Source organism: Streptomyces sp. XM4193 (assembly GCF_023072595.1).
Taxonomy (GTDB): Bacteria; Actinomycetota; Actinomycetes; order Streptomycetales; family Streptomycetaceae; genus Streptomyces.
This window is the reverse complement of record NZ_JALLGK010000001.1, coordinates 1,142,698-1,169,212: the sequence shown is the minus strand read 5'-3', so window position 1 is coordinate 1,169,212 and position 26,515 is coordinate 1,142,698. Positions and strand designations below refer to the sequence as shown.

At 73.9% G+C, this 26,515-nt stretch carries 21 protein-coding genes; 12 read left to right on the top strand and 9 right to left on the bottom strand.

Features of this window, described 5'->3' with window-relative positions:
* Positions 1 to 28 precede the first annotated feature (28 nt).
* Complete coding sequence (locus MTQ01_RS04855) at positions 29 to 817, bottom strand: TetR/AcrR family transcriptional regulator (RefSeq protein WP_247487008.1); 789 nt, start codon at positions 815 to 817, stop codon at positions 29 to 31.
* Positions 818 to 1,071: 254 nt separating this feature from the next.
* Between MTQ01_RS04855 and MTQ01_RS04850 the strand changes: the two genes are divergently transcribed.
* The 3 genes from MTQ01_RS04850 (at position 1,072) to MTQ01_RS04840 (ending at position 3,579) form a co-directional block, all read left to right on the top strand.
* Positions 1,072 to 2,142: an ATP-binding cassette domain-containing protein gene (locus tag MTQ01_RS04850; RefSeq protein WP_247487007.1), complete on the top strand. Its 1,071-nt coding sequence runs from the start codon at positions 1,072 to 1,074 to the stop codon at positions 2,140 to 2,142.
* Positions 2,139 to 3,032 carry an ABC transporter permease gene (locus MTQ01_RS04845; protein ID WP_247487006.1) on the top strand — a complete coding sequence of 298 codons (894 nt, stop codon included), beginning with the start codon at positions 2,139 to 2,141 and terminating at the stop codon, positions 3,030 to 3,032. The genes MTQ01_RS04850 and MTQ01_RS04845 overlap by 4 nt, the downstream gene beginning before the upstream one ends.
* Before the next feature lie 154 nt (positions 3,033 to 3,186).
* Positions 3,187 to 3,579 carry a pyridoxamine 5'-phosphate oxidase family protein gene (locus MTQ01_RS04840; protein ID WP_247487005.1) on the top strand — a complete coding sequence of 131 codons (393 nt, stop codon included), beginning with the start codon at positions 3,187 to 3,189 and terminating at the stop codon, positions 3,577 to 3,579.
* Positions 3,580 to 3,845: 266 nt separating this feature from the next.
* On the opposite strand, the gene serC is transcribed toward MTQ01_RS04840, so the two are convergent.
* The 3 genes from serC to MTQ01_RS04825 form a co-directional block, all read right to left on the bottom strand.
* Positions 3,846 to 4,964, bottom strand: coding sequence for a phosphoserine transaminase (gene serC / locus MTQ01_RS04835; RefSeq protein ID WP_247487004.1), 1,119 nt, complete (start codon positions 4,962 to 4,964; stop codon positions 3,846 to 3,848).
* 288 nt (positions 4,965 to 5,252) lie between these two features.
* The gene (locus MTQ01_RS04830) at positions 5,253 to 8,438 is read right to left on the bottom strand and encodes a sacsin N-terminal ATP-binding-like domain-containing protein (RefSeq protein WP_247487003.1); all 3,186 of its coding nucleotides are present in this window, start codon (positions 8,436 to 8,438) and stop codon (positions 5,253 to 5,255) included.
* Between the two features lie 168 nt (positions 8,439 to 8,606).
* Entirely contained in the window at positions 8,607 to 9,551 is a 945-nt protein-coding gene (locus tag MTQ01_RS04825) for a DUF3027 domain-containing protein (protein ID WP_247487002.1), read from the bottom strand.
* Positions 9,552 to 9,917: 366 nt separating this feature from the next.
* On the opposite strand from MTQ01_RS04825, the gene MTQ01_RS04820 reads away from it, so the two are divergent.
* The 4 genes from MTQ01_RS04820 to MTQ01_RS04805 all read left to right on the top strand — a co-directional run bounded on the left by MTQ01_RS04820 (position 9,918) and on the right by MTQ01_RS04805 (position 13,603).
* Positions 9,918 to 11,336, top strand: coding sequence for an MFS transporter (locus MTQ01_RS04820; RefSeq protein ID WP_374207638.1), 1,419 nt, complete (start codon positions 9,918 to 9,920; stop codon positions 11,334 to 11,336).
* Between the two features lie 26 nt (positions 11,337 to 11,362).
* The gene (locus MTQ01_RS04815; protein ID WP_247487001.1) at positions 11,363 to 11,872 is read left to right on the top strand and encodes a hypothetical protein; all 510 of its coding nucleotides are present in this window, start codon (positions 11,363 to 11,365) and stop codon (positions 11,870 to 11,872) included.
* A 64-nt stretch (positions 11,873 to 11,936) separates the two neighbouring features.
* Positions 11,937 to 12,719, top strand: coding sequence for a futalosine hydrolase (locus MTQ01_RS04810; RefSeq protein ID WP_247487748.1), 783 nt, complete (start codon positions 11,937 to 11,939; stop codon positions 12,717 to 12,719).
* On the top strand, positions 12,716 to 13,603 hold the full coding sequence (locus MTQ01_RS04805) for a 1,4-dihydroxy-6-naphthoate synthase (protein ID WP_247487000.1): 888 nt from the start codon (positions 12,716 to 12,718) through the stop codon (positions 13,601 to 13,603). The genes MTQ01_RS04810 and MTQ01_RS04805 overlap by 4 nt, the downstream gene beginning before the upstream one ends.
* A 131-nt stretch (positions 13,604 to 13,734) precedes the next feature.
* On the opposite strand, the gene MTQ01_RS24880 is transcribed toward MTQ01_RS04805, so the two are convergent.
* Positions 13,735 to 14,118 carry a cold-shock protein gene (locus tag MTQ01_RS24880; RefSeq protein ID WP_308294359.1) on the bottom strand — a complete coding sequence of 128 codons (384 nt, stop codon included), beginning with the start codon at positions 14,116 to 14,118 and terminating at the stop codon, positions 13,735 to 13,737.
* A gap of 308 nt (positions 14,119 to 14,426) precedes the next feature.
* Between MTQ01_RS24880 and MTQ01_RS04795 the strand changes: the two genes are divergently transcribed.
* Positions 14,427 to 14,639 carry a hypothetical protein gene (locus tag MTQ01_RS04795; protein WP_211039684.1) on the top strand — a complete coding sequence of 71 codons (213 nt, stop codon included), beginning with the start codon at positions 14,427 to 14,429 and terminating at the stop codon, positions 14,637 to 14,639.
* 174 nt (positions 14,640 to 14,813) lie between these two features.
* On the opposite strand, the gene MTQ01_RS04790 is transcribed toward MTQ01_RS04795, so the two are convergent.
* The gene (locus tag MTQ01_RS04790) at positions 14,814 to 15,482 is read right to left on the bottom strand and encodes an HAD family hydrolase (protein ID WP_282613141.1); all 669 of its coding nucleotides are present in this window, start codon (positions 15,480 to 15,482) and stop codon (positions 14,814 to 14,816) included.
* Between the two features lie 152 nt (positions 15,483 to 15,634).
* Between MTQ01_RS04790 and MTQ01_RS04785 the strand changes: the two genes are divergently transcribed.
* Positions 15,635 to 16,159: a hypothetical protein gene (locus tag MTQ01_RS04785; protein ID WP_308294358.1), complete on the top strand. Its 525-nt coding sequence runs from the start codon at positions 15,635 to 15,637 to the stop codon at positions 16,157 to 16,159.
* Between the two features lie 340 nt (positions 16,160 to 16,499).
* Here MTQ01_RS04785 and MTQ01_RS04780 read toward each other — a convergent pair whose 3' ends face one another.
* Entirely contained in the window at positions 16,500 to 17,624 is a 1,125-nt protein-coding gene (locus MTQ01_RS04780) for a hypothetical protein (protein ID WP_247486999.1), read from the bottom strand.
* A gap of 109 nt (positions 17,625 to 17,733) precedes the next feature.
* Here MTQ01_RS04780 and MTQ01_RS04775 point away from each other — a divergent pair, with 109 nt between their 5' ends.
* Positions 17,734 to 20,139 (top strand): helicase C-terminal domain-containing protein, encoded by a 2,406-nt coding sequence (locus MTQ01_RS04775; protein ID WP_247486998.1) that lies wholly within the window; start codon positions 17,734 to 17,736, stop codon positions 20,137 to 20,139.
* A gap of 328 nt (positions 20,140 to 20,467) precedes the next feature.
* On the top strand, positions 20,468 to 22,120 hold the full coding sequence (locus MTQ01_RS04770; RefSeq protein WP_247486997.1) for a DNA repair helicase XPB: 1,653 nt from the start codon (positions 20,468 to 20,470) through the stop codon (positions 22,118 to 22,120).
* Positions 22,121 to 22,287: 167 nt separating this feature from the next.
* Here the strand turns inward: MTQ01_RS04770 and MTQ01_RS04765 are convergent, their stop codons facing one another.
* Positions 22,288 to 24,396, bottom strand: coding sequence for an ATP-binding domain-containing protein (locus MTQ01_RS04765; protein ID WP_247486996.1), 2,109 nt, complete (start codon positions 24,394 to 24,396; stop codon positions 22,288 to 22,290).
* A 643-nt stretch (positions 24,397 to 25,039) separates the two neighbouring features.
* Between MTQ01_RS04765 and MTQ01_RS04760 the strand changes: the two genes are divergently transcribed.
* On the top strand, positions 25,040 to 25,330 hold the full coding sequence (locus MTQ01_RS04760; protein ID WP_247486995.1) for a hypothetical protein: 291 nt from the start codon (positions 25,040 to 25,042) through the stop codon (positions 25,328 to 25,330).
* Positions 25,331 to 25,536: 206 nt separating this feature from the next.
* On the opposite strand, the gene MTQ01_RS04755 is transcribed toward MTQ01_RS04760, so the two are convergent.
* Positions 25,537 to 26,283 (bottom strand): copper homeostasis protein CutC, encoded by a 747-nt coding sequence (locus MTQ01_RS04755; RefSeq protein WP_247486994.1) that lies wholly within the window; start codon positions 26,281 to 26,283, stop codon positions 25,537 to 25,539.
* Positions 26,284 to 26,515: the final 232 nt, after the last annotated feature.

Here is a 26,515-nt window from a genome sequence, read left to right as displayed (position 1 = left end):
ACGGCCGCCGCCCGCGCGAAGCCGGGAGTCAGTCGCCGTTTGCCATGCCCGGCAGCGGCGGCGCTCCCGCGGCGCGGGTGCGGACCAGTGTCTCGAAGCCGTCCAGCAGGGCCCGCATGGCCAGCTCCAGCACGTCCTCGTCGCGAAGATTGAAGGTGTCCTCGGCGAGCGCCGCGACCAGGGGGAAGTCGCCGCTCTCCATGGCCCGCTCCAGGAACGGCTCCTGCGTCTCCCAGAACTCGTCGTCCGTGACGCCGGAATGCTCGAACGCCTGCTGCTGGAGGATGTGGTTGCGGGCCAGCCCGGTGACCAGTCCGTCGATCGCCACGAAGAGCGAGACCTTCTCGCGCGAGGTCAGCGCCAGCTCCTCCAGCGCCCCGAGCGAGGAGTTGAAGGTGCCCAGCATGTTGGGGCCGAGCACCGGGCGCACCTGGTTCACCTGGAGCAGCCAGGAGTGCTTGACGTACTGCTCCCAGCTGTCCCGGGCGATCCACTCCAGCGTCGCCCGCCAGTCCTTGCCGCGGTAGGCATCGGGCTCGGCGCTCGCGCCGTTGACGTGGTCGATCATCAGATCCAGCAACTCGCCCTTGCCGGGTACGTACCGGTAGAGGGTCATCGTGCCGACGCCCAGCTCGGCGGCGACGTTGCGCATGGACAGCGCCGTCAGCCCCTCGCGGTCGGCGAGCTCCACGGCCGCGTGCACGATCGCGTCCAGGGTGAGGCCGGGTTTGGGCCCGCGGGTGGACCGCTCCTTGGTGCCCCACAGCAGTTCGAGGCTGCGGGTGAGGTCGCCGCTTCCGGTGTGTTCGCTCGCCATAGGTACGTCAGTTTACGGAGTGGTTTTCATTCTGGGTACGGCGTACGCTATTCTTACCGAGTACAGCGTACCCAGATTGCCGGCCGGTGGTTCGCCGCCGCGCCCTCCGTACGCACCCCGAGACCTCACGCAAGCCGCGGTGCGTCCGCCGCACCTCCGGCGGAAACCGGCCCGGAGCACCCGCGCACCGCACCGCCCGACCACCCCGAGCACCGCACGACAGACCACCGCACTCCGCGCAAGAGGGAGCCACCGTGAACCCGTCCGAACACGCGGTCCTCGCCGAGGACCTGCAGAAGCGCTACGGCCGCAAGAACAACGTCAAACACGCACTCGACGGCTTCGACCTGGCCGTCCCGACCGGCACCGTCCACGGGCTGCTCGGCCCCAACGGCGCGGGCAAGACCACCGCCGTCCGCGTACTGGCCACCCTGCTCCGCCCCGACGGCGGCCGGGCGACCGTCGGCGGCTACGACATCGCCACCCAACCCCGCCTGGTGCGCCGCCAGATCGGCTTCACCGGGCAGTACGCCGCCGTCGACGAGATCCTCACCGGCCGGCAGAACCTGGAGATGTTCGCCAAGCTCTTCCACGTCGACCGCCGGACCGCCAGGGCGCGCGCGACGGAGCTGCTGGAGCAGTTCGAGCTCGTCGACGCGGGCGACAAGCAGGTGCGCGGATACAGCGGCGGCATGCGGCGCAGGCTGGACCTCGCCTCGTCGATGATCCTGGCTCCCCGGGTGCTGTTCCTCGACGAACCCACCACCGGGCTCGACCCGCGCAGCCGCAGCGAGGTCTGGTCCTCGGTGCGCTCGCTCGTGCAGAGCGGCACCACGGTCATCCTCACCACCCAGTACCTGGACGAGGCCGACCAACTGGCGGACCGCATCGCGGTGATCGACAGCGGACGCAAGATCGCCGACGACACCCCGGACGCCCTGAAGCGGGCGATCGGCGGCGACCAGATCGAGGTGGTGGTCAGCCGCGCGGAGGACCTGCCGGCGGCCGAGCGCGTCATCGCCAGGGTCAGCGGCGCCGAACCGGAGAGCGACGTCGAGACGCTGCGGGTCACCGGCCCGGTCTCGGACCGGGTGGCCGCGCTGACCGAGGTGGCCCGAACCCTCCAGGAGGACGGCACCGAGGTCGTCGACATCGGCCTGCGGCGCCCCACCCTCGACGAGGTGTTCCTGCGTCTGACCGGCAGTCGCGCGGGGCGGGAGGCCGCGGACGGGGAGGTCGCGGCCCCCCGCGGAGAAGGGGACCGGGGCGGTCCCCCGGAGCAGTCCGGAGATTCCGGCGAGTCCAAGGAGGCAGCAGCCGTATGAGCACCACCACCGAATCCGAGTCCGCTGCCCGAAGCGGCGGTTCCAAGGGCACCGCGTCCGGCCGGGCGGTCGTGCTGCCCCCGCTGGACGGCCCCGAGCGCCGGCTCTACTGGGCCTTCGCGGACTGCACGACGATCGTCCGGCGGGATCTGACCCACCTGGTGAAGCAACCCGCCAACATCGCCTGGCAGTTGGGCTCGCCGATCATCTTCGTGCTGCTCTTCGTGTTCGTCTTCGGCAGCGCGATGGATGTGGGCGGAGGACTGGACTACAAGACGTTCGCGATGCCCGGCATGTTCGCGATGACGATGGCGTTCGGCTTCACGAACACCGCCCTCGCCGTCGTCATCGACAAGGAGCGCGGCGTCACCGACCGCTTCCGCTCGATGCCGATGGCGCCCTCGGCGGTCGTCACCGGCCGCGGCATCTCCGACGTCATCCAGGCCGGCCTCGACCTCGCGGTGCTGGCACTGATCGCACTGGCCATCGGCTGGCGGTCGGACGGCGGGCTCGGCGCGACGCTCGCGGCGTTCGGCCTGCTGCTCCTGCTGAGGTTCGCGCTCATCTGGATCGGGGTCCTGCTGGGTCTGATGGTCCCCAACCAGGAGGCGGCGGGCAACCTCTTCGCCCTCGCCTTCCCCTTCGGGATGCTCTCCAGCGTCTTCACACCGCCGTCGATGATGCCGGACTGGCTCGGCACCATCGCCGTGTGGAACCCGGTCTCCTCCACCGCCAACGCCATCCGCGAGCTGTTCGGCCAGGCGTCGCCGGCTCTCGGGGACAGCTGGGTCGAGCAGAACGCGATGCTGATGGCGGTCGTCTGGCCGCTGATCATCACCGCGATCTTCCTGCCGCTGGCGGTGCGCAAGTACCAGTCGCTCTCGCGCTGACCGATCCGGCGCACAGGGCCGGTGCGGTGGGGCGGTTCGCCGGAACGGGGGTCTCCGGCGAACCGCCCCGGCACGCGCCCGGGGTGGCGGCACGGTTGTGAAGCCGCTCGGCGGACGTCAGTTTTGGAGCAGCGGTCACGGGTATGCGGCGGCCATGACGACACCCACAACCGGGCTCGCCATGTACGCCCGGAAGAGCCGCGTACGGCTGACCACCTACCAGCGCGACGGCCAGCCGGTGGGTACGGCCCAGGCCATCGCCGTGGAGGGCGACCGGGCCTACGTCCGAGCGTCGGCACGCTCCAAGAAGATCGAGCATCTCCACCGCTACCCGGAGGTCGAGATCACCCCCGCGACGCTGGGCGGCACGCCGGCCGGAGCGCCGATGAAGGCGCGGGCCAGGCTGCTGGAGGGCCTCGACGCCCGGTACGCGGCCCGCAGACTGGCCATGCGGCACCCGTTCATGCACGGCCTGGTGCTGCCGGTCGGTTCGGCGCTCACCTTCGACAGCGCGGAGTACTACGAGCTGCGGCTGATCGGCGAGTGAGGCCGTAGCAGCCGCGACGACCGGAGCAGCAGGAACGGCCGGAGCAGCCTGGACGACCGGAGCAGCCTGGGCGGCGGTGCAGTCGGTCGCGGTGAGCGGGCCGCGGCGCGGGCCGTCGTCGCTCCCACCGCGGCCGACCCGACCGACCCGACCGACCCGACCGACCCGCTGAACGCGCGACAGGGGCCGGTGTCCCGGATCGCTCCGGGGCACCGGCCCCTGTCGTCGTCAGCGCCCGGGCGGAGGCGGTCCGCCCCGGCCTCGGGTCAGAGGCGCTCGATGACGTGGTCCACGCAGACCGTCAGCGCCTCCACGTCGGCCGGGTCGATCGCCGGGAACATGGCGACCCGCAGCTGGTTGCGGCCCAGCTTGCGGTACGGGTCGGTGTCCACGATGCCGTTGGCCCGCAGCACCTTGGCGACGGCCGCCGCGTCCACGCTGTCGTCGAAGTCGATGGTGCCGATCACCTGCGAACGCTGCGCGGGGTCGGTGACGAACGGCGTCGCGAGCTTGGATGCCTCGGCCCAGCTGTAGAGCGTCGCCGAGGAGGCGGCCGTACGGTCGACCGCCCAGCCGAGCCCGCCCTGGCCGTTGATCCAGTCCAGCTGCTCCGCGAGGAGGAAGAGGGTGGCCAGCGCCGGGGTGTTGTACGTCTGGTTCTTGCGGCTGTTGTCGATCGCGACCTGGAGGTCGAAGAAGGCCGGAATGTGCCGGTCGCTCGCCGCGATCCGCTCCGCGCGCTCGATGGCCTCCGGCGAGAACACCGCGATCCACAGCCCGCCGTCGGCGGCGAAGGACTTCTGCGGCGCGAAGTAGTAGACGTCCGTCTCCGTGATGTCGACCGGCAGGCCGCCGGCGCCGGAGGTGGCGTCCACCAGGACCAGCGCGCCCTGGTCCGCGCCGGCCGGACGCTGGAGCGGCATCGCGACACCGGTCGAGGTCTCGTTGTGCGTGAGCGCGTACACGTCCACGCCGGCCTCGGCGCTCGCCAGCGGGTGGGTGCCCGGGTCGGCGGAGATGACGGAGGGCTCCGCCAGCCAGGGCGCGAGCTTGGCGGCCTTGGCGAACTTGGAGGAGAACTCGCCGAAGGACAGGTGCTGCGAACGGTTGTCGATCAGCCCGTGGGTCGCCACGTCCCAGAACGCGGTCGAGCCGCCGTTGCCGAGGACGACCTCGTAGCCGTCGGGCAGCGAGAAGAGCTCGCGCACGCCCTCGCGCACCCGGCCGACCAGGTCCTTGACCGGAGCCTGGCGGTGGGAGGTGCCCAGCAGGGAGGTGCCGGTGGCGGCCAGGGCGCCCAGCGCCTCCGTACGCACCTTGGAGGGGCCCGCGCCGAAGCGTCCGTCGGCGGGCTTGATGTCATCGGGAATCCGGATCTCAGCCACGGAGGCAGCGTAGTACCGGCACAGGGCCCCGCCGCGGCGATTCCGTCAGATGAGACGCGTGGATGAGACAGACGGACAGGACAGGCGCACGGGACGTGGACGGGATCGGCGACGGGTCCGGCGGGACGGCTCGCACCGGACACCGCGTCCTGGCCCGGTCGCCCCCGCACCTCGTCCTCGGGACGGAAGGGGCGACCGGCCGGGCTCGGGCCGGTCCCGGTGTGGCTCGGGCGCGGTGCGGCTCGGTACGGCTCGGGCCGGTGCAGTGCGGTGCGGCTCGGGGTGCGGTCAGTCGAACCAGCGGGCGGTGCGCAGCTCCGCGACGCGGGACTCGTCCTCCAGCAGCGCGGCCAGCTCGAAGCGGCGCGGCCAGTGGCCGGCGGCCCAGGCCAGCCCGGCGGCGACGCCCTCCAGGGTCGCGGCGTGCAGTTCGCCCCCGGCCGGCAGCCGCCAGTCCAGCTCAGTGCCGCCGATGTTCAGCTCCTCGTGCTCCCAGTAGCCCTCGGGGGTGCGGTCGCCCAGCAACTCCCGTACGGCGTCGGGCACTTCGCGCCACTCGCCGCCGGCCGGAGCATCCGTGGGCAGCTCCCCGCTGAGCCGTCCGACCTCCAGCAGCGCGGCCAGCTCCGCGGCCAGCGCCGGGCGTACGGGCAGCAGTGCCCGCCCGTTCGCGAGCGGCAGCAGGTCGGGTGCGTCGGCGATCACCGCATCGGCGGCGTCCACCACACACGTCGCGCCGTCGCGCACCGCGCGCAACTCGTCCGGCAGCGTGACCTCTTCGGGGTCGAGCCGGGCCAACAGCGAGTAGAGGGCGTGGAGTTGGCCCGGTGTGACGGAGTGTTCGGGGTCGGCGAGCCGGCCGAGCAGCTCGGCCGCGCCGCCGGGCTCGTCGAGCAGCGCCGCCGCCGTGGTGCGTACGCCCAGCGCGTGCAGGACCTGCGGATCGTCGAAGCCGTGCGCGTCCACCTCCTCGTACAGCCCGTCCAGCAGCGGATCGCCGCCCGCGGCTCGCAGCCCGGCCGGCCGGCGTCCGTCGAGCACCGGATGCCCGCGCAACCACCAGGCGGTGTACGGGCGTACGGACTCGGCGGTGCCGTCCGGGAGCAGCACCCGTACGCGCTGGGTGAGGGCGTCGCGCAGCGGCGGACGGGAGAGCATCGCCAGCGCCTGCGGCCAGCGGTCGTCGTCCACCAGGTCGAGGTCGCGCACGGCGAGCACCTCGGTGGCGACCGGCGGCACCGGGGTCTCGGGCAGGGTGTCCAGCACGTCCTCGCACCAGACGTCGACGGCGTCCAGCAGCCCGGCGTCGTCGGGGGCCGGGAAGTCGCTCTCCCGCGGCTCCAGCTCGTCCGGCTCCAGGACCACGTCGTGGGCGCGCACCAGGGCGAAATCGGCGAGGACCCCTACCGCGGTGAGCGGGCCCTGTCCCCAGCGGGCGACCAACTCCGCGTCGCAGAGCGGGAGTTCGCCCTCCCGTACGACCTCGGCGAACGGGCTGCCGGGGTAGACCAGTTCGGCGGCGGGCTGGAGCTCGCCGTACTCGTCGGGCAGCGCGAGTGCACCGAGCCAGGGCTCGTCGCCGGGCGCGAGGGTCGCCGCCCCGACGAGGGCGAGCACGGTCTCGGCCAACTCCTCGGGATCGGGGGCGCCCTGGTCGTCCAGCCCGTCGTCCCAGCTCTCCTCCGCCTCCAGGGACGCGGCGACCGCCGCGCGCACCTGCGGCGTGGTGAGCACGGCACGGGGCGCGGCGGGCGTGGCGCCGAGCTTCTCCAGCAGCGGATGAGCGGCGTCCGCGTGTGCGACCTTCAGCCCGAGCGCGGCGAGCCGGGACGGCGCGAGCGCCGCCGGGGCGCCACCGCCCCGAGCGTCGGAGTCGCCGTGGCCGCCCCCGCCGTGGTCAACTCCCCGGCCGGTTTCCTCGTGGTCGGACCCGCCGGGCAGCGGCAGCAGGGCCTGGCGGGGGCCGATGGCGGTGCGGCCGTCGGCCAGCGGGACCGGGAGGCCGGTCAGCCGGTCGGGGTCGACGCCGGCCAGCGAGTCGTAGAGCCGGTACCACCAGGAGGCCGGGCGTTCGACGCCGGCCAGCCGGTCGATCAACTCGCCCAGCGGGACCCGGGTGACTCCGAGCGCGCGCAGTTCGGGGCGTCGTTCCAGGCCGGCGGGCAGCAGCTGCGGAAGCAGGTCGGACAGTGCCGCCACGGTGGCGCTCCCCGCCCCCTCGGCCAGCTCCGCCTCGCGCGGACGCAGGGCGTAGGGCTCGCCGTCCTCGGTGCGGGCGGCGGAGGCGAGGAAGGCGGTGTCGGGCAGCGCCCGCAGCACCAACTCCCTGATGGTGCCGTCGAGTTCGTCGCGACCGAGCGGGCCGGGCACCAGGTCGAGAGTGCCGTCGGCGACCGGCGACCACTCGCGCAGCAGCTCCGTGTAGGTCTCGGCGGCGCGCACGAGGAGGAAGTCGGTCAGCGGACCGGGCGCGACGCGGCGACGGGTCGGCTCCAGCGGGAAGGAGGCGATGAGCAGCGCGGGAAGTCCCAGCGGCTCGTCGGTGGGAGTGGGCGCGTGGACGTACGGCGCGGTGGGCGCGGGCACCGGCGCGCCCGCTCCGTCGACCGGTACGGCCCAGGTCACCGACCAGAAGGGACGATTGCGCTCCTCCACCGGCCGGTCGGCGAGCAGTTCGGCGGCGGTGGTGCCGGACTGCCGGGCCACTCGCCAGCGCCGGTCGCCGATCACGGTGTACGGGCCTTCCTCGCGCCGGGAGAGGGTGCGGCTGCCGTCGGGCGTGCTGACCGTGACCTCGGTCAGGCCGGGCAGCGAGAGCAGCAGCCCGTCGTCCACCGCGTCGAGCAGCCGGACGGTCAACTCCCGTGCGGAGTCGTCCCGGAGCGGCAGCACCACGGCGGTGTCGAACCCCTCGGCGACCGGGTGGGGCACGTTCGCGGGCAGGCCGGTGTCGGTCGGCAACGGCAGCCGCAGCAGCGGCACATGACCGTCCCTGCGGCCCAACTCATCCGCCAGCTCCGGGAGTTCGGCGGCCATCGCACGGGCCTCGGTCAACGACCAGCGCACGCCGCCCTGTTCACCGACCACGGCGGGGGCGTCGCTGACCGCGAGCACCGCGGCGAAACCGACACCGAAGCGGCCCACGGTGGGGCCCTCGGTCGACGGTTCGTCGCGCTTGGCCGAGGCACGCAGCGTCGACAGCGACTCCACACCGGCCGCGTCCAGTGCGGCGCCGGTGTTGGAGGCGACCAGCGCGCCGTCCCGCAGCTCCAGCCGCAGACGCCCGGGCACGCCCGCGCGAGCGGCGGCGTCGGCGGCGTTCTGGGCCAGCTCGACGATCAGTCGGTCCCGGTAGCCGCCGAGCGCGAGGTCCTCCTCCGCGTTGGCGTCCTCGCGGAAGCGGGCGGACGAGGCGGCCCACGCGTCGAGGACACGGCGGCGCAGCGCGGCGGTACGGAACAGGTCTTCAGCCATGCGGTGACCGTACCGCCAGCGGCCCGCGGCACCGCTCCCGGCGGCCGGGTCGCGCACGACGGGCGGCGGGCGCATCGGGACGCATCCCCTCATTCGCCCCGGCCACGCACCGGGACGGCGCTCCCGCACACCCCGGCAGCACCCGGTCCCGCTCGGACCGGAGTCGAATCAGCCTTCGCCGAGGGAGAGTTCGTCGACCCTGGTCTCGTCGATCACCGGCTCCGGCGGGCGCACGGGCTTGGGCATGACCGCCGCCTCGGAGTGGCCGCCGCAGCCGTAGTCGAACGCGACGACCCGGCCGTCGGCGGGCGCGAACTCGTTGGCGCAGACGCCGAACGCCTGCCGCAGCGAGCCGGCCAGCGGCACGCAGAAACCACAGGTGACGCAGGACGCGGGCGCGGCCTGCGCCATCGGCGTACCGGCCCCGTAGCTCTCCTCCCACCGTTCCGCGGCGAGCTCCAGTCCGAAACGGGAGAGCACCCGCGGCCGGGTCATCCCGATCTCCTGCGCGACGTAGCCGATCTCGGCGACCCGCGGCACCGCACCGACCCGCGGACCGTCGTCGGCCGACCCGGACCCGGTCGACTCGGACCCGGCCCGTCCGGCCTCGCCGTCCGCGGGCTCCGCGCCCGGGGCTTCCGTGCTCTCCGGGCGCTCGGCTCCGGCGGACGGGCCGTCGGCCGGAGCGTGCCGCCAACTCTCCTCCGCCAGAACGGAGTTGGGCGGCGGGCTGTCCTCGCCGGTGAAACCGGACTCCAGCCTCAGATCGGTGGGCTCGGTGGGCAGCAGATCGCCGGGGCCCATGTCGCCGGGGCGCAGGCGCTCGTTCCACGGCAGCCACTCGGGCGCGAGGACCGCGCCGGGGCCCGGCAGCAGCACCGTCTCGTCGAGCGTGACGTTCTTCGCCCGGGAGGCGCGGGCGACGGTGACCGCCCAGCGCCAGCCGCGATAGCCCGCGTCCAGGCACTCGAAGAGATGGGTGACCACACGGTCGCCGTCGGCGCTGAGCCCGAGGTGGTCACCGGGCTTGCCGGGCCACGCGGCCTCCTCGGCCGCCTCCCGCGCGAACTCGACGGCCTCGGCGCACAGCCGGTCCGGGGTACGCCTTCGCATCGCAGCACTCACAAGAATCTTTTCTCCTACGCCGTTTCGCGAGTGCGCCGGCTCGCCGAACCCGGCTGGTCGTGGAGGCGGAGCGGACCGGCGGACCGCTGCGACGCCCACCCGAACCGTCGCCGGACTGTGCGTGGCGCACTGCCCTCCCACGCTACCCCACGGCAGGCCAGGCGTGGCCTGGCCGTCCCGTCGATGTGCGGACATCTTCACACCGGAACGGCCTCCACCGCCCTGCCCGCCGCCGCCGCGCGTGCCCGGGAGCGCACGCCGGGGCGCGTTTCGCCGGCCGTCGAAGTTCCGCGCGCCCACAACCGGCGAAGCCCGGCCGCCGCTTGCGGGTCAGGAACGTGTCGCTGGGGCAGACTGAACGGCGTGGGCGCCACACGTCTGACGGAACGGGAGCCCGGACGAGCCGCCCCGGTGGCAGCGCTCGCCCGGCTGATCGGGCGCGCGATCCACCGGCCGTCGGCGGCCGTCGGCCGTCGCATCCGCCGGGCGACCCACGCGGAGGGCGCCGGCGAGAGCGGGCTCGGCAAGCTGATCGAGCTGCACGCGGTGAACTCGGCGGGCGACATGATGATCACCGTCGCGCTCGCCTCGACGATCTTCTTCTCGGTGCCGACCGGCGAGGCCCGCGGCAGGGTCGCGCTCTACCTCGCGGTGACGATGGCGCCGTTCGTCCTGCTGGCGCCGATCATCGGGCCGCTGCTGGACCGGCTCCCGCACGGCCGCAGAGCGGCGATGGCCGCGGCGATGGCCGCGCGGGCGCTGCTGGCGCTGATGCTCGCGGGCGCGGTGGCCGGGGGCGGTCTGGAGCTCTACCCGGCGGCGCTGGGCGTGCTGGTGGCGTCCAAGGCGTACGGCGTCGTGAGATCGGCGGTGGTGCCCAGGCTGCTGCCGCCCCGCGTCTCGCTGGTGAAGGCCAACTCACGGGTGACGCTTGCCGGTCTGCTCGCCACCGGCGCGGCGGCACCAGTGGGCGCGGGGCTCCACCAGATCGGACCGCAGTGGCCGCTGTACGGCGCGTTCGTGATCTTCGCCGCCGGAATGCTGCTGTCGCTGAGCCTGCCGCACATGGTCGACTCGGCCAAGGGCGAGCGGCGCGCCAAGCTCGCCGCCGCAGCCGGCGAGAGCGAGCCCTGGCTGGCGAAGCACAGCCCCGGCCACCGGCGCCGCGCCGCCCGCCCGGGGCTGCGGACCGTCGGCTCCTCGGTGCTCAACGCGCTGATCGCCAACTCCTCGATCCGGGCCCTCTCCGGTTTCCTCACCTTCTTCCTCGCCTTCCTGCTGCGCGAGGAGCCGTTCAGCGGGATGAACGCCGCCTACTCGCTCGCCCTGGTGGCCGGCGCCGCGGGCGCGGGCAACGCGCTGGGCACCGCGGTCGGCGCCTGGCTCAAGGGACGCGCGCCGGAGGTGAACATCGTGCTGGTGCTGATCCTCGTCACCACCGTGGCGGTGCTGGCCGCGCTGCTCTACGGCAGCATCGTGGTCGCGGTGCTCGCGGGCACGGCGGGCCTGTGCCAGGCGCTGGCCAAGCTCTCCCAGGACGCCCTCATCCAGCGCGATGTGCCCGAGGACTTCCGCACCTCGGCCTTCGCCCGCTCGGAGACGCTGATGCAGATGTCCTGGGTCCTCGGCGGCGCCGTCGGCATCTCGCTGCCGCTGCTCGGCCCGCTCGGGCTCGGGGTCGGCGCGGCTCTGGTGGCGACCGGTGCGCTGCTGTCGGTCCGAGCGCTGCTGGCCGCCGCACGCCGCGGCACACCCCACCCGCGCGTGGCCTGATCATCGGCGAGCGATAACCTGCGCCCATGACGAGCATGCTCTCTCCCGGTCGGGTCCGCCGCAGCATCCGTACCGCATGTGCCGTGGGCGCCGCCGGCCTGGTCGTGGTCGCCGTCTCCGGCTGCGAAAAGCCCAAGCCGGTCACCACCATCACCGTCGGCAGCACCAGCGTGCACAGCCACGACATGTGCGACAACGACGGCAAGAAGATGGGCAACAAGGCCTTCGAGGTCTGCGCCGCCGAGGCGAAGTCCAAGTCCATCGACTTCACCGGCAGCGACACCCTTCGGATCGGTGTCGAGCCCGAGGTGGCCGAGCGCGGCTGGGAGGTGCTGGGCACCATCCAGAACCCGCAGAGCGGCCAGGAACAGACCGCGAAGCTGGTCCAGTTCACCAAGAAGACCTACGCCACCACCGAGGGCCTGGACCTGAGCCTGCTCCCGGACAAGAGCGAGCTGGTCGTCGTCGAGCGCGACAAGGAGAAGGGCGACCCGTACGGCGTCTGGAACTTCACGCTCAACAAGAAGGACCACTGACACCTCGCCCGCGACTGCCGGCGACACCCGCGTGAGCGAACAACCGCCCGCAGCCGCCCGGCACGTGCGCACCCTGGTGGTCACCGCTGTTCCGCAGGAGCGGGACGCGGTGGCCGCGGGCTGTGCCCCGGAACGGTTCGAGGTGGTCGCCGGCGGCGTCGGCCCCGCAGCGGCCGCAGCCGCCACCGCACGGGAGTTGACCCGCGCCGAGCTGGCCGGACGGCCGTACGGGCTGGTCGTCTCGGCCGGAATCTGCGGCGGGTTCGCCCCGGTCACCGAGGGCCCGGTGGTGGCCTCCGCGATCGTCGCCGCCGATCTGGGCGCCGAGAACCCGGGCGCCGAGGGCGGGTTCACCCCGGTCGAGGGGCTCGGCTTCGGCACCGGCTCCCACCCCGTACCGCTCTCCCTGGCACGCGCCGTCGCCGACGTCTGCGGCGCCGCGTTCGGTCCGCTGCTCACCGTCTCCACCGTGACCGGCAGCGCCGAACGCGCCCGGACGCTGGCCGCCCGCCACCCGGGCGCGGTCGGTGAGGCCATGGAGGGCTTCGGCGTCGCCGAGGCAGCCGCCCTCCTGGCGCTGCCGGTGCTGGAGATCCGTACGGTCTCCAACCCGGTCGGCCCCCGCGACCGCGGCGGCTGGCGCATCCGCGAGGCACTCGACGGACTCACCGCGGTCTTCGCCGACTCCGCGCCGCTGCTCGGCAGTTGGACGGCTTCGACTCCGGACCACCCGGGCCCCGGGGACCACGTGGCCCACGGAGACCACGGGCCACGCGTAAAACACGGGGCACGCGGAGAACGCGAGAAACACGGGGGCCACCGCAAGTACGAGTTGGAGGGACCATGACGGACTCCGTCGGACCGCACGAGGACACGGTGCGGATCGCCTACTCCCCCTGCCCCAACGACACCTTCGTCTTCCACGCCTGGGCACACGGACTGGTGCCGGACGCGCCGCCGCTGGACGTGCGGTTCGCCGACGTGGACGTCACCAACTCCCTCGCGGAGCAGGGCGACCAGTGCCCGCAGGATGTGCTCAAGGTGTCGTACGCGGCGCTGCCCTGGCTGCTGGAGGACTTCGCGCTGCTGCCCTGCGGCGGCGCGCTCGGCCGCGGCTGCGGTCCGCTCGTACTGGGCCGGGAACCCGGCGACGGCAGCGGGCTGACGGGCCGTACGGTCGCGGTGCCCGGCGAGCGCTCGACCGCCTACCTGCTCTTCCGGCTCTGGGCCGCGGAGAAGGTGCCCGGCGGCGTCGGCCGGGTGGTCGTGCTGCCGTTCCACGAGATCATGCCCGCGGTGCGCGAGGGCCGGGTGGACGCCGGACTGGTGATCCACGAGGCCCGCTTCACCTACCAGGAGTACGGGCTGCACCAGCTCGCCGACATGGGCGAGCACTGGGAGTCGAGCACCGGACTGCCCATCCCGCTGGGCGCGATCATCGCCAAACGCTCACTCGGCGAGGAGCGCCTGGCCGCGCTCGCCGACGCCGCCCGCACCTCGGTGCGCATGGCGTGGCTGGACCCCGAGGCGTCCGCGGGATACGTACGGGCGCACGCGCAGGAGCTCGCGCCCGAGGTCGCACAGCAGCACATCGGCCTCTATGTGAACGAGTTCACCGCGGACCTCGGGGAGAGCGGATACGCCGCGGTGCGCGGGCTGTTGACCCGGGCGGCGGCGGAGGGGCTCGTACCGTCACTGCCACCGGACGCGCTGCGGGCGCCCGGCGCGTGACGCCGAACGCCCGCCTCGCGGCTCGGGCTCGTGAAGCGGTACGGGCTCGTGGAGCGGTGTGGACGGGCCGGTCGGCGCGGATGCGGCTCCGGGAACGGCGCCGGGCCGCGGCCGGGTGGTGCGACCGGGCCTCAGACGTCCAGTTGGTCGGCCACCGCGCGGAGCATCCCGGCGATCTTCTGGCCGTGTGCACGCTCCGGGTAGCGACCGCGCTCCAACTGCTGGGAGACGCCGTCCAGGAGGGTCGTCAGATCCTGCACGATGGACGCCAGCTCGTCCGGCTTGCGCCGCTGGGCGGCGGCCAACGAGGGTGCGGGGTCCAGCAGCGTCAACGACAGCGCCTGGTCGCCGCGCTGCCCGGCCACGACGCCGAACTCCACACGCTGACCGGGCTTCAGCGACTCGACCCCGCTCGGCAGCACCGACGAGTGCACGAAGACGTCCGCGCCGTCGTCACGAGAGAGGAAGCCGAAGCCCTTCTCGGTGTTGAACCACTTGACCTTGCCGGTAGGCACGTCTGTCCTCGCCCCTGAATCGTCCGGAAAGCCGGGGCGCCTCGTCGCGACCCGGCCGTTGAAACCTGCCGATGAATACCCTGAAGAGCAGTAGAGCGGGTCCGCGGACCCGCTGTCACCAAGATTAATCTCCCTGTGGCGGCTGGCAAGATCCCCCAGCCCGTTCTTCGTCGTGCTTGCACCCGGCCTACCCTGGCAGGGTGAGTACTACACCAGTGTCCGGGGGCACGCCCCCGCTGTCAGCCGAATCGTCCACTCCGGCGCAGGTCACGGCCGCCGACACGGAGCACGGGCGCCAGCCGGGCGATCTGCTGGTGCGGATCGGCGGGATCGTCTTCGTCGTCGGCGCGGTGGCGACGTTGATCACCTTCGTGCCGTTCTTCCTCGGCACCGACCCGTTCCCGGCCGCCGCCTACGTCGTCTCGATGCTGATGGGCGTCGGCTTCGCGCTCGCCGGCGCGGGCCTGGGCCGCTCGATGGCCGTGCAGCGCCGCCGCACCAGGGCCGCCTCGGCCGGCTGACGAGCCCCGGCCCGGCCGCCGTCGGCGGTCGACCGGTCGCGAGTCGGGCGGTCGCGAAACCGGCGCGCGCGAGTCCGGCGCGCGGTGGAGTCGACCGGTCGCGAGTCGGGCCTGTTCAGTGACCGCTGCCGGTCGGATCGCCGGTGACCGCTGCCGTCCGGTGCAGCTGAGCGGTCAGGACCGGTAGTCGGCCCACCACTGGGCGAACGACCGCAGATCCGGCAGTACGACGTCCGCACCCGCCGCACGCAGCTCGTCCGCGTCGCACGGGCCGGTCGTGACACCGACCGCCAGCGCGCCCGCGGCCCGGGCACCGCGCATGTCCCCGAGGTGGTCGCCCACGTAGACGGCGGCGCCGTGCTCGCGCAGCGCCAGCGCCTTGGCCTCCGCCCACAGCGAGCCGACCACCAGATCCGGACGCATGCCGAGGTGGTCCAGATGCAGCCGGGCGTGCGGTTCGTTCTTCGCCGTCACCACCATCGACCGCCCGCCGTCGGCCGCCAGCGCCGCCAGGGCCTCGCGGGCACCCGGCATCGGCAGCGTCGGCGCAATCGCGTGGTCCGGGTAGAGCGCCCGGTAGCGGTCGGCCCGCGCCGTCACCTCCTCGGCGGGGAACCAGTGCGCCAACTCCGCCTCCAGCGGCGGCCCGAGACGACTGACCACCAGATCGCAGTCGATGTGCGTGCCGGTCTCCCGGACCAGCAGCTCGTACACCGCCCTGATACCCGGGCGGGAGTCGATCAGCGTCATGTCCAGGTCGAACCCGACGGTCACGGGCTGCGTCGACGGGCTGTCGTGCGCCGCCTTCGGGGCGTGCGCCGGCTGGGCGGAAGGTATCGGCATACGCCCCATTGTGCCGGTGCGCGGCAGCGGGCCGCGAGGCCGGTCGAGTCCCTCCGACGCCCGTCCCGGGCCCGGTTTCGGACGGGCGGGCCCGCTTTCGGACGAGCGGCATCGAGCCGGGCGCTGTCAGTGGCGGGCGGCAGGATGGCCGCATGGACACCGAGACACGCATCACCACTTGGCGGAGCATTCTCGCCGACCCGCAGAAGTCCTGGGTGCTGTACGAGAACGGCACCTGTGTGGTCCTGCCGTCCCCGGGTGGGGATCCCGGCGCCGAAGCCACCGCCGTGCTGCGGGAGTTCGGGCCGGTGCACCCGGGCTCGCCCGCGGGGGACTTCGGAGTGATCGGGGTCCGGGACGCGGACGGCTGGGTGGTCACCGGCCGGCACCCCGATGTGCTGACGCATGTCGCCACCACCGAAGTACCGGCGAACGTACCGGAGTCCGACTTCGCGGTGGGCCTGTGCGGAAGGGCGAAGCGCGACCAGGACGCCGTGGAGCTGCGCATCGTGCACGTGGAGGACGGACGCCTGCACAGCTCTCGCGAGGCGGAGGAGGAGGCGGGCGAGGTCGGCGAGGCGGCCGACCCGGAAGCGGAAGGCGGCGGGATACCGGGGGCAGGCGGGGCGCGGAGCCGTGGTGGGCCGGGCGGGTCCGGCGGGTCGGACGCCGACTGACGGCCCCCGCGCGCGTCAACGGCCAATGGGACGCGGGGCGTTGACGTGCAGCACCACGTCGGCGCCGCCGTACCGCCGTTCCGCCCTGCCGCCGCAGTCGTGTCCGCCGGTCGGGCGGGGCTGTCCGGAAGGCAGGTCGTACGGGCAGCGCACGGGTCGTCGGCGCGGGTTCGTCGCGCTCGGGCGGTCGGCAGTCGGCGGGCGGCGGGCGGCGGGCGGCGGGCGAGCTTCCGGTGGCGACGGTGGGTCGGCGCGCGGACGAAGCACCCGGGGCAGGGCGCCGACGCGGGACTGTGGACCGCGGGACGGATCGGTGGCGGGACGGCGAGGCGGGAGGGGGTCAGCGGGGGCGGCGGGCGCGCCAGAGGAGGAAGGCGGCGCTGGCGGCAGCGGCGGTGCGCAGCAGCCAGGGGTAGCTCTCGTTCAGCACCTCGCCGAGTGCGCCCTCGGGGATCGGCTCGCCCCAGCGTTCGCCCGCACGGCCCCAGAGCCACACCGCGGTGCCGACGGCGACCAGTGCCGGCATGCCCGCGGCGGCCCACTTCGCCTCGTTGCGGCTCAACCGCGGCGACCACCAGGCCATCAGCCAACCGAGCCCGAGCGCGATGAGGTTGCCGAGGGCCGCGCCCGCGACGAGGGTGAGCACGGCGGCCAGCTCGACCAGCCCACCGGCGCGCGGCACACCCGCGGCGGTCAGCCCACCACCGCGCAGCCGGCGCAACAGCCCCTGCCCGGCCGGGGTTTCGGCCTTCTCGGCCGGGACGTCCTGCTCGATCGCGGGCTCCCCGCCCTGTGCCGGCAGCCCCCGAGTCACGCCCGGCTGCTCACCGGCCACGCCCTCCTTGGGCGGCGGCTTCAGCATCTCGGGGATCTCGATCCCGCCGATGAAGCCGTCTATCTCGCCGCCGCTCTTCTTGATGTACGGACTCGGGTCGTTGCGCCACCAGTCCGGGTCGGACTCGGCCGCGGAGAGCTCGTCCATACCGGCCAGATGCGGCGGCGGCGATCCGGTGGTGGGAAAACCGGACCCGATGCCCGTGGTGGGGGCGTCCCGGTCGGTCGGCGCGTCGGCGGGCTGCTGGGGGACGGGGCCGCCCGGCCCGGAGCCGCCCGCGGGTGCCGCGCCGCCGGTGCCCTCGCCGCGCCCCTTGAACAGGCGGGCGCCCAGGCCCCGTACGGAGGTGCGGCCGGTCGACGAACCGTCGCCGGTACGCGGCTCGGGGATCGTGACCTCGCCGCCGGAGGTGGAGGCGACGACTTCCTCGGGCCTCCCGACCGACTTGAGGATCTTCCGCACCGACGACGTCGTCTCGACACCTTCGGCCCTGGCCCGTCGCTGCTCGATGGTGGACCGCAGTTCGCCGATGAGTTTGGCGCGCTCGGCCGCCGTCATCGACGTACCGTGCGCCAGGTCTCCCACCCGGCTGAGGTAGTCCAGCACGAGCTGTTCGCTCTCGATCCCCACGGAGAAGACCGTACCCTCCCGGCGGCGCGGGGACAGCCGTTCGAGCCGGTCCGTTCCGTCGGAAGGCAGTCCGGCCCGTACTGCCCGGGTCGGTACTACTGTGGGGCGAATGACCAGCGAGACCGGTTCCCCGCGCACCCTCGCCGACGAGCTGCGTTCCTGGCCCGACGAGGCGATAGCCGAGCTGCTGCGGGTCCGCCCCGACCTGCTCTCCCCGGTGCCCGGCGATCTGACCCAGCTCGCCACCAGGGCGGGCACCCGGGCCTCGGTCAGCCGTGCGCTGGAACGGCTGGACCAGTTCGCGCTGCAGACCGCGCAGGCGCTCGCGGTGGCGCCGGACCCGTGCCCGTACGCCGTGCTGGAGGCGCTGCTGCCCGGCGGCGAGGCCGAGCTGCCGAGGGCGCTGCGGGCGCTGAGGGCCCAGGCGGTGATCTGGGGCGGCGACGACCGGCTGCGGCTGGTGCGCACCGCTCGCGAGCTGCTCGCCCCCACCTCCACCACCCCCTCGCCCACCGGGCTCGGTCCCTCGCTCACCGAGGCGGCGGTCGGCATGTCGCCGGGCCGGCTCCAGGAGATGCTGCTCAGCGCCGGTCTTGCCACCACGGCCGACCCGGTGAGCGCGCTCGCCTCGCTGGCCGAACTGCTCGGCGACACCGGGCGGTTGGCCGAACTGCTGGAGCAGGCCCCGGCCGGCGCGGTGACGATGGTGGACAAGCTGCTGTGGGGACCGCCGTACGGCGAGGTGTCCGGCAGTCCCTCGCCGCCGGTCCGCTGGCTGCTCGACCGCGGCGTACTGCTGCCCGCCGGGCCGCGCACCGTCGTACTGCCGCGCGAGGTGGCGCTCGCACGGCGCGGCGGCCGGGCGCACGAACGGTTGGAGGCCGTGCCCCCGGAGATCGTGCTGCGGCGCCAGCACCCCGAGCGCAGCGTGGACACGGCGGCGGCCGGGCAGGCGCACACCGCTCTCGGGCGGATCGACGACCTGCTCCAGGAGTGGCAGCACTCCTCCCCCGCCGTGCTGCGCGCCGGCGGACTCGGGGTGCGGGACCTCGCACGCACCGCGGCCGCGCTGGAGCTGACCGAGGACGAGACCGCCTTCTGGGTCGAACTCGCCTACGCCGCAGGGCTGTTGGCCTCGGACGGCGAGGCCGACGAGCGGTACGCGCCGACTCCCGCCTACGACAGTTGGCGCGAGCGCCGCGACCACCACCGGTGGGCCGCGCTGATCACCGCCTGGCTGCCGATGACGCGGGTCCCGGGCCTCGCCGGCACCAGGGACGGCAAGGGACGGCCGCTGTCCGCCCTCGGTCCCGGGCTGGACCGCAGCCCGGCGCCGGGTCTGCGGTTGCGGCTGCTGCGGCTGCTGGCCGAACTGCCGCCGGGTGCCGCGCCGGAGCCGGACGCGCTGGCCGCCCGGCTGCGCTGGGAGCGCCCGCTGCGGGCGTCCGGCGCGTTCCGCGAGCAGTTGTGCGCGGCCACGACGCAGGAGGCCGAGCTGCTGGGGGTGACCGGTCGCGGCGCGCTGGCGTCCGGCGTGCGGGAGTGGGTCACGGCCGTCGACGGCGACCGGCCCGCCGCGGTCGAGAAGGCCGCCCAGCTGGTCGCGCCGCTGCTGCCCGAACCGCTGGACCACGTGCTGCTCCAGGCCGACCTGACCGCGGTGGCGCCCGGCCCGCTGGAGCGTCCGCTCGCCGAGACGCTGAACGTGCTGGCCGACGTCGAGTCCAAGGGCGGCGCGACCGTCTACCGCTTCACCACCGCCTCGGTGCGGCGCGCGCTGGACGCCGGCCGCAACCCCGCCGAACTGCACGCCTTCCTCGCCGCGCACTCGCGCACCCCCGTGCCGCAGCCGCTCAGCTATCTGATCGACGATGTCGCCCGCAAACACGGCCGGCTGCGGATCGGCGCCGCCTCGGCGTATGTGCGCTGCGAGGACGACAACCTGCTGGCCGAGATCCTCGCCGACCGGCGCAGCGCCGCACTGCGTCTGCGGCTGCTCGCACCCACGGTCCTCGCCTCCCAACTCGACCCCTCCCAACTCCTGCTGAAACTCCGGGAGTTGGGCTACGCGCCGGCCGCCGAATCGGCCGAGGGCGATGTGCTGATCAGTCGGGTCGACGCCCGTCGAACGCCGCCGCGCACCGCACCCGAACCGGTGCCCGACGGTCCGCCGCGGCCGGACGCACGTCTGCTGACCGCCGCGGTGCGCGCCATCCGCGCCGGCGACCTCGCGGCCACCGCCACGCACCGAAAGCCCCGCGCGCCGCGTCGCACGCCGGCGGGCGAACTGCCCCGCAGCACCTCCGCGGACACCCTGGCGACCATGCAGTCCGCGGTGCTGACCGGCGAGGCGGTCTGGATCGGGTACGTCAACGCCGACGGCGCCGCCAGCCAGCGGGTCATCGCACCGGTGCGGGTGGAGGGCGGATTCGTCACGGCGTACGACCACACCGCCGACGAGGTCCGCACCTACCCGCTGCACCGCATCACCGGCGCCGCCGAACTCGCCGAGTGACACCCCTCCCGGGCCGGACGGGAGGCAGGCCGGACGGGAGGCACGGGGCGGGAGAGGCGCACGCGCCGAGTGAGAGGCGCGGGCCTGGAGCGGCGGGCCGGAAGAGGCGTGCCGGGAGAGACGAGTCGGGAGAGGCGAGTCGGCCCCGCGGTGAGCCCGGGGCGCGAGCGGTGCAGCGAACCGCGTCAGGGGCCGGACGCAGGTGGGGCGGCGGAGCCGACGGTGAGCCGGGTCACGACACGACCGCCCCGGGCAACACACGTCGAGGTCGTAGCCTGGAGGACGGCCCGCAGCCGCCGGGTCCGAAGGCTACGGAAGGCTGGCGCCGGTGAACGCTGGACCCCTGATCGTCCAGAGCGACAAGACGTTGCTGCTGGAGGTGGACCACGAGCAGGCCGACGCCTGTCGGCGGGCCATCGCGCCGTTCGCCGAGCTGGAGCGCGCTCCCGAGCACATCCACACCTACCGGATGACGCCGCTGGGCCTGTGGAACGCGCGCGCCGCCGGGCACGACGCCGAGCAGGTCGTCGACGCGCTGATGGAGTTCTCGCGCTATCCGGTGCCGCACGCGCTGCTGGTCGACGTCGCCGAGACGATGTCCCGGTACGGGCGGCTGACGCTCAGCAAGCACCCGGCGCACGGACTGGTGCTGGCGACCACCGACCGCCCGGTGCTGGAGGAGATCCTGCGATCCAAGCGGATCAAACCGCTGGTCGGCGCCCGGGTCGACCCGGACACGGTCGCGGTGCACCCCTCCGAGCGCGGCCAGATCAAGCAGACGCTGCTCAAGCTGGGGTGGCCGGCCGAGGATCTGGCCGGGTACGTGGACGGCGAGGCGCACCCGATCGAGCTGGACGAGCGCGAGTGGTCGCTGCGGCCGTACCAGAACCAGGCGGTCGAGGGCTTCTGGCACGGCGGCTCCGGCGTCGTGGTGCTGCCCTGCGGCGCCGGCAAGACGCTGGTCGGCGCGGGTGCGATGGCGAAAGCGGGCGCCACGACGCTGATCCTGGTGACGAACACGGTCTCCGCGCGGCAGTGGAAGCACGAGCTGGTCCGCCGCACCTCGCTGACCGAGGACGAGATCGGCGAGTACAGCGGCACCAGGAAGGAGATCCGTCCGGTCACCATCGCCACCTACCAGGTGCTGACGACCAGGCGGAAGGGCGTCTACCCGCACCTTGAGCTCTTCGACTCCCGGGACTGGGGGCTGATCGTCTACGACGAGGTGCATCTGCTCCCGGCTCCGGTGTTCAAGTTCACCGCCGACCTCCAGGCCCGGCGCAGACTCGGGCTGACGGCCACGCTGGTGCGCGAGGACGGCCGCGAGTCGGACGTGTTCTCGCTGATCGGGCCGAAGCGGTTCGACGCCCCGTGGAAGGAGATCGAGGCGCAGGGCTACATCGCGCCGGCGGACTGCGTGGAGGTGCGGGTCAACCTCACCGAGTCCGAGCGGCTGGCGTACGCGACGGCGGAGGCGGACGAGAAGTACCGCTTCTGCGCCACCACCGAAACCAAGCAGCGCGTGACCGAGACCCTGGTGCGTCGGCACGCGGGCGACCAGACGCTGGTGATCGGCCAGTACATCGACCAACTCGACGAGCTGGGCGAGCGGTTGGGCGTTCCGGTGATCAAGGGCGAGACGAGCAACGCCCAGCGCGAGAAGCTCTTCGACGCCTTCCGCCGGGGCGAACTGTCCGCGCTGGTGGTCTCGAAGGTGGCGAACTTCTCCATCGACCTGCCGGAGGCCACGGTCGCCATCCAGGTCTCCGGGACGTACGGCTCGCGCCAGGAGGAGGCCCAGCGGCTCGGCCGGGTGCTGCGCCCCAAGGCCGACGGGCACGAGGCGCGCTTCTACACCGTGGTCGCACGGGACACCATCGACCAGGACTTCGCCGCGCACCGCCAGCGCTTCCTGGCCGAGCAGGGGTACGCCTACCGGATCGTCGACGCCGACGAGTACCTGGCCGCCCCCGAGGACTGACGCCCCGGAGACCGACGCCCCGAGACTGACCGGGCAGGCAGTCCCCGCACGCCTGCCCGGGCCCGGACCACCGCGTCGTACGCCCCGCGCCCGTTCCGAGTGGGCACGGCGTACGACGCGGGACGTCTGCGGTCTCCTGCGGGCGCCCGCGGAACGCGTCGGCGGGGTCAGTCGGCGAGGGCTTCGGGGAGCGGGCTCGCGTGGACGACGGTCAGACCGGAGACCGCGCGGGTCAGCGCGACGTAGAGACGTCGAAGCCCGGTGCGGTCGTCCGGTTCGGCGTCGACCACCGCGGCCGGCTCGTCGAGCACCACGTGGTCGTACTCCAGTCCCTTGGCGAGCGAGGCCGGGACCAGGGTGAGGCGGGCGGTCTCGGAGGTCTCCTCGCCGGGGTCGAGATGGGGCATCCCCGCCTCGGCCAGCGCGGTCGCCAGCCGGTCGACTCGAGTGTCGGCGGCGATGAGTCCGATGGAGCCCTCGCGTCCGAGCGCTTCGCGGCAGGCGGCGACGACCGCCGCGTCCAACTCCCCGGCGGAGACGGCACGTACGGCGAAGTCGCCCGGCGCCTCGCGCACCGAGGTGGCCTCCTCCAGCTCCGGGGCGATGGCGGGCAGCAGCCGGGAGGCGTAGGCGATGACCTCGCGCGGCACCCGGAAGCCCTGCGTCAACTCCTCGACGGCGGCGTCGGGTTTGCCGAGATGCCGCAGCGCCTCCTGCCAACTCCCGGTCGCCCAGGGGGTGGTGCCCTGCGCGATGTCGCCCAGCACGGTCGCGGAGCCGGTGGAGCAGCGGCGGCCGACGGCGCGGTACTGCATCGGCGAGAGGTCCTGCGCCTCGTCCAGCACGACGTGTCCGAGCGAGGGCGTACGGGCGACCAGGTCCATCGCCTCGTCGATCAGCACCAGGTCCGCGGCGGACCACTTCGCGGACTTCACACCGCGCGCGGGCCGGTCCCACAGCAGGGTCTTCTGCTCCTGGTCGTCGAGGATCCCGGCAGCCTGCTCGGCCAGGAAGTCGGCGTCGGACAGCAGCCGCAGCACCAGTCGCGCCGGGTCGACGGCCGGCCAGACCTCCTTGACCGTCGCCTTCACCGCGGCGTTGCGCGCCACGGCGTCCTGCACCCGGTCGTCGGGTGCCTCGCCCGCCTGCTCCATCCGGATCAGCACGGCGTGCGCGATGCGCTGCGGGAACGCCTCCCGCGCCGCGCCGTAGCGGATGCCGCGCTCCCTCAACTGCTCGGTGATCTCGGCGAGTTCGTACGCCGGCACCCGCCAGCGACGGGACCCGCGCACCACCACGCACGGCTCGGTCGGCGTCGTGACGTGGGAGAGCAGCGCGCGGCGCAGCACCTCTGCCATCCGCGCATCGCCCTTGAGGGTCGCGGTGGGCGCGTCGTCGGCACCGCGGACCGGGAAGTGGGCGACCAGCCGGTCGGCGGTGGTCTGCCGTACGGCCAACTCCCCCAGCGCCGGCAGCACTTGCTCGATGTAGTGGAGGAAGGACTCGTTCGGCCCGATGACCAGGGTGCCGGTGCGGGCGAGCCGCTCGCGGTGCGCGTAGAGCAGATACGCGACACGGTGCAGGCCGACGGCGGTCTTCCCGGTGCCCGGGGCGCCCTGGACGCAGACCGTGCCCTCGACGGCGGCGCGGACGATCTCGTCCTGCTCGGGCTGGATGGTCGCGACGATGTCGCGCATCGGACCGACCCTGGGGCGCTCGATCTCCCGCTGGAGCAGCGCGCTGCCGCGGTCCTCCTCGGAGGTGTCGGTGAGGTGCTCGTCCTCGTAGGCGGTGAGGTCGCCGTGGGTGTAGCCGAACCGGCGGCGCAGCCGCACCTGTTGGGGATCGCGGCGGGAGGCGCGGTAGAAGGGCTGCGAGACCGGGGCGCGCCAGTCGATCACCATCGGATCGCCCTCGCGGTCGTGGACGTGGCGACGGCCGATGTAGAAGCGGTGGGCGTCCTCGTCACCGGGCCCGTGCCGGCGGACGGACCGGGCGCCGGAGCCGTCCGCGGGAGAGCCCTCCGCGCGGGCGTCCTCCGCGCGGGCGTCCTCGTAGTCGAGCCGGCCGAAGAAGAGCGGGGCGTGACTGAGGTCGGCGAGCGCCTTGATGCGCTCCTGCACGCCCGCCCTCACCACCTCCGCACTCACCCAACTCGCCGCCACATCAGTGGTGTCGAGCGATTCGACTTCCTCGCGCATCGCCCGCAGGGCGGCACGGGAGTCGGCGAGATGGGCACGTTCGTGGGCCAGTGGATCGGACGCGTGCGCGGACACGGCGGTACTCCTACGGGAACGGACAAGCCACCGCACGTCACCGGGACGGGCGGATCGGGCCTGGGGCGGCTGCGGACGGTGGCACGCCGGACGGACCGGGCGTGCGGAAGTCTCGACCGGTTCCGTCCGGCCGGGGTCCTGCCGGGCTCCGTCGGCGCACCGGGCCATGGGCTGCGCGGGCGCTGAAGACGGCCGCGGGCTTCGGTGCGGGCCGTACACACGGCCGCGGAAGCGGCGGGTACGGGGTGGGTGGAGCTCCGGGAAGGAGGCAAGACGCGAGAGTGTACTCAGCGGCGAGCGGGGACGCGAACCGTTTACCGGCCGAGCGCCCGCGCGGACGCCGGACCCCGCCGCGGGGCGTGCGGGGCGCGGGGCGGTCGGAGGCGGGAGCGCGGGGAGCCGGGGAGCCGGGAGCGGGGGCGGGGAGCCGGGAGCCGGGAGCCGCGAGCGGGTCCGCTGCCGGGTGCTCTCTGCCGCGCGGGGCCGCTGCCGCAGACCGGGGGGACGGGCTCCCTCTGCCATGAGGCCTCTGCCATGGGTCGAAGCGGTGGCCGACCCCTACGGCTCAGGACGGAGGGCCAAGATCACTCGTATCCACACCAGGTTGGATGTGCCTCGAAAGGATGACTCGCATGCTGGGCTCATGAGTACTGCATCGTTCACCTCTGCCATGGGCGGCCCGGAGAACCGGGGCGGCCGAACCGACGACAGGTCCGCCGAGCCGGGAGCCACCGCACTCCTCTCCGGTCGCGACCACCCCCGGCACCTGCTCGGCAACGCACTGCGAGTGACCAAGGTGTTTCTGACGACGGCCTTCGGTGTCGTCGTGCTGGGACAGTCCGACCAGGACGCGGGCGTGTACCGGCGCAAATCCGCCCGGCCCGCCCGGGTCGTACCCCAACCCCGCCCGCCCTCGGCCCCGACCGGCGGCTGACCTCCGCGACAGCGCCCCGTCACGGGGCTGCTCGCGGAAGGACGCCGTGGGTGGAGGCCCTGCACTTCCGACCGGCAGTGCAGGGACGTGCGGAACCTGCCGGGGGCAGTGCGCACGACGCCCGGCCGGACGAGCCGGCAAGCCACGAGCCGACGAGCCGAACGAGCCGAACGAGGGGTGCGCCGGGGCGCCGCGTACCTGCGAGGTCAGAGCGCGGGGGCCCGTACGCCCGGGGGCTCGCGATCCACCGGTTCACGGTCGAGGGCCGCCCGCCAGCGGCGTACGGCGTCCGCGTCGACGGGCTGCGTCCAACCGCCGGGGCGTGCCGCCGCACCGATGTGGAAGGCGTCGACGCCCGCCTCACGCAGCGGGGGCACCTGGTCGAGACGGAGGCCGCCGCCGATCAGGAGGCACGGGGTGTAGCCCGGCTCGCCCGCGAGATGGCGTTCCGCCTCGGCGGTGAGGACGGGCAGGCCGTCGGCGACGCCGTGCGGCGATCCCGCGGTCAAGTAGGTGTCCAGGCCCGGCAGTTCGGCCAGCTCCCGGCGGACGGCGTGCCGGTCCGCCGCATGGTCGACGGCGCGGTGGAAGGTCCACGAGCAGCCACCGAGTTCGAGCAGCACGGTCTCCGTGGCGGCGAGGTCGAGCTTCCCGTCCTCGTCGAGGAAGCCGAGAACGAACTCCTCCGCGCCCTCGGACCTCAGCTCGCGGGCGCGCGCCGTCAGCTCCGCGAGGCCGCGCTCGCCACCGGCGGTGAAGCCCGCCGACAGGCGCAGCATGACCCGCACCGGGATCGTCACGGCGTCGCGCACTGCCCGGAAGAGGCCGATGTCGGGCGTCAGGCCGTCGGCGGCCATGTCGGTGACCAGTTCGAGGCGGTCGGCGCCTCCCGACTGGGCGGCGGTCGCGTCGGCCGCGCTCAGCGCGATCACTTCGAGCATTGGTCTAGACATGTGCACCAGGGTGGCACACACCGCCGCCGTACGGAAGCGCGCCAGGTGCCCCACCAGAAGCGACCCGGTCCGGCGCCCCTCCCCAACATCCGTACGCCAGAGCCCGGTTGAGCCCCGCCCAGGGCCGCGCCGGCCCGGCCCGGCCCTCCACGCCACCGCCACCCCGTCCCGCTCGCCGCCCTGCCGTCCCCCCTCCCCCGCCCTCCCGCACCACAGCGCCCGATGCCGACAG

Bases quoted from the DNA above. Each gene is read 5' to 3' on its own strand.
- MTQ01_RS04855 (WP_247487008.1), bottom strand. From the start codon at position 817: ATGGCGAGCGAACACACCGGAAGCGGCGACCTCACCCGCAGCCTCGAA.
- MTQ01_RS04845 (WP_247487006.1), top strand. From the start codon at position 2,139: ATGAGCACCACCACCGAATCCGAGTCCGCTGCCCGAAGCGGCGGTTCC.
- MTQ01_RS04840 (WP_247487005.1), top strand. From the start codon at position 3,187: ATGACGACACCCACAACCGGGCTCGCCATGTACGCCCGGAAGAGCCGC.
- MTQ01_RS04830 (WP_247487003.1), bottom strand. From the start codon at position 8,438: ATGGCTGAAGACCTGTTCCGTACCGCCGCGCTGCGCCGCCGTGTCCTC.
- MTQ01_RS04825 (WP_247487002.1), bottom strand. From the start codon at position 9,551: ATGCGAAGGCGTACCCCGGACCGGCTGTGCGCCGAGGCCGTCGAGTTC.
- MTQ01_RS04815 (WP_247487001.1), top strand. From the start codon at position 11,363: ATGACGAGCATGCTCTCTCCCGGTCGGGTCCGCCGCAGCATCCGTACC.
- MTQ01_RS04805 (WP_247487000.1), top strand. From the start codon at position 12,716: ATGACGGACTCCGTCGGACCGCACGAGGACACGGTGCGGATCGCCTAC.
- MTQ01_RS04790 (WP_282613141.1), bottom strand. From the start codon at position 15,482: ATGCCGATACCTTCCGCCCAGCCGGCGCACGCCCCGAAGGCGGCGCAC.
- MTQ01_RS04785 (WP_308294358.1), top strand. From the start codon at position 15,635: ATGGACACCGAGACACGCATCACCACTTGGCGGAGCATTCTCGCCGAC.
- MTQ01_RS04775 (WP_247486998.1), top strand. From the start codon at position 17,734: ATGACCAGCGAGACCGGTTCCCCGCGCACCCTCGCCGACGAGCTGCGT.
- MTQ01_RS04760 (WP_247486995.1), top strand. From the start codon at position 25,040: ATGAGTACTGCATCGTTCACCTCTGCCATGGGCGGCCCGGAGAACCGG.
- MTQ01_RS04755 (WP_247486994.1), bottom strand. From the start codon at position 26,283: ATGTCTAGACCAATGCTCGAAGTGATCGCGCTGAGCGCGGCCGACGCG.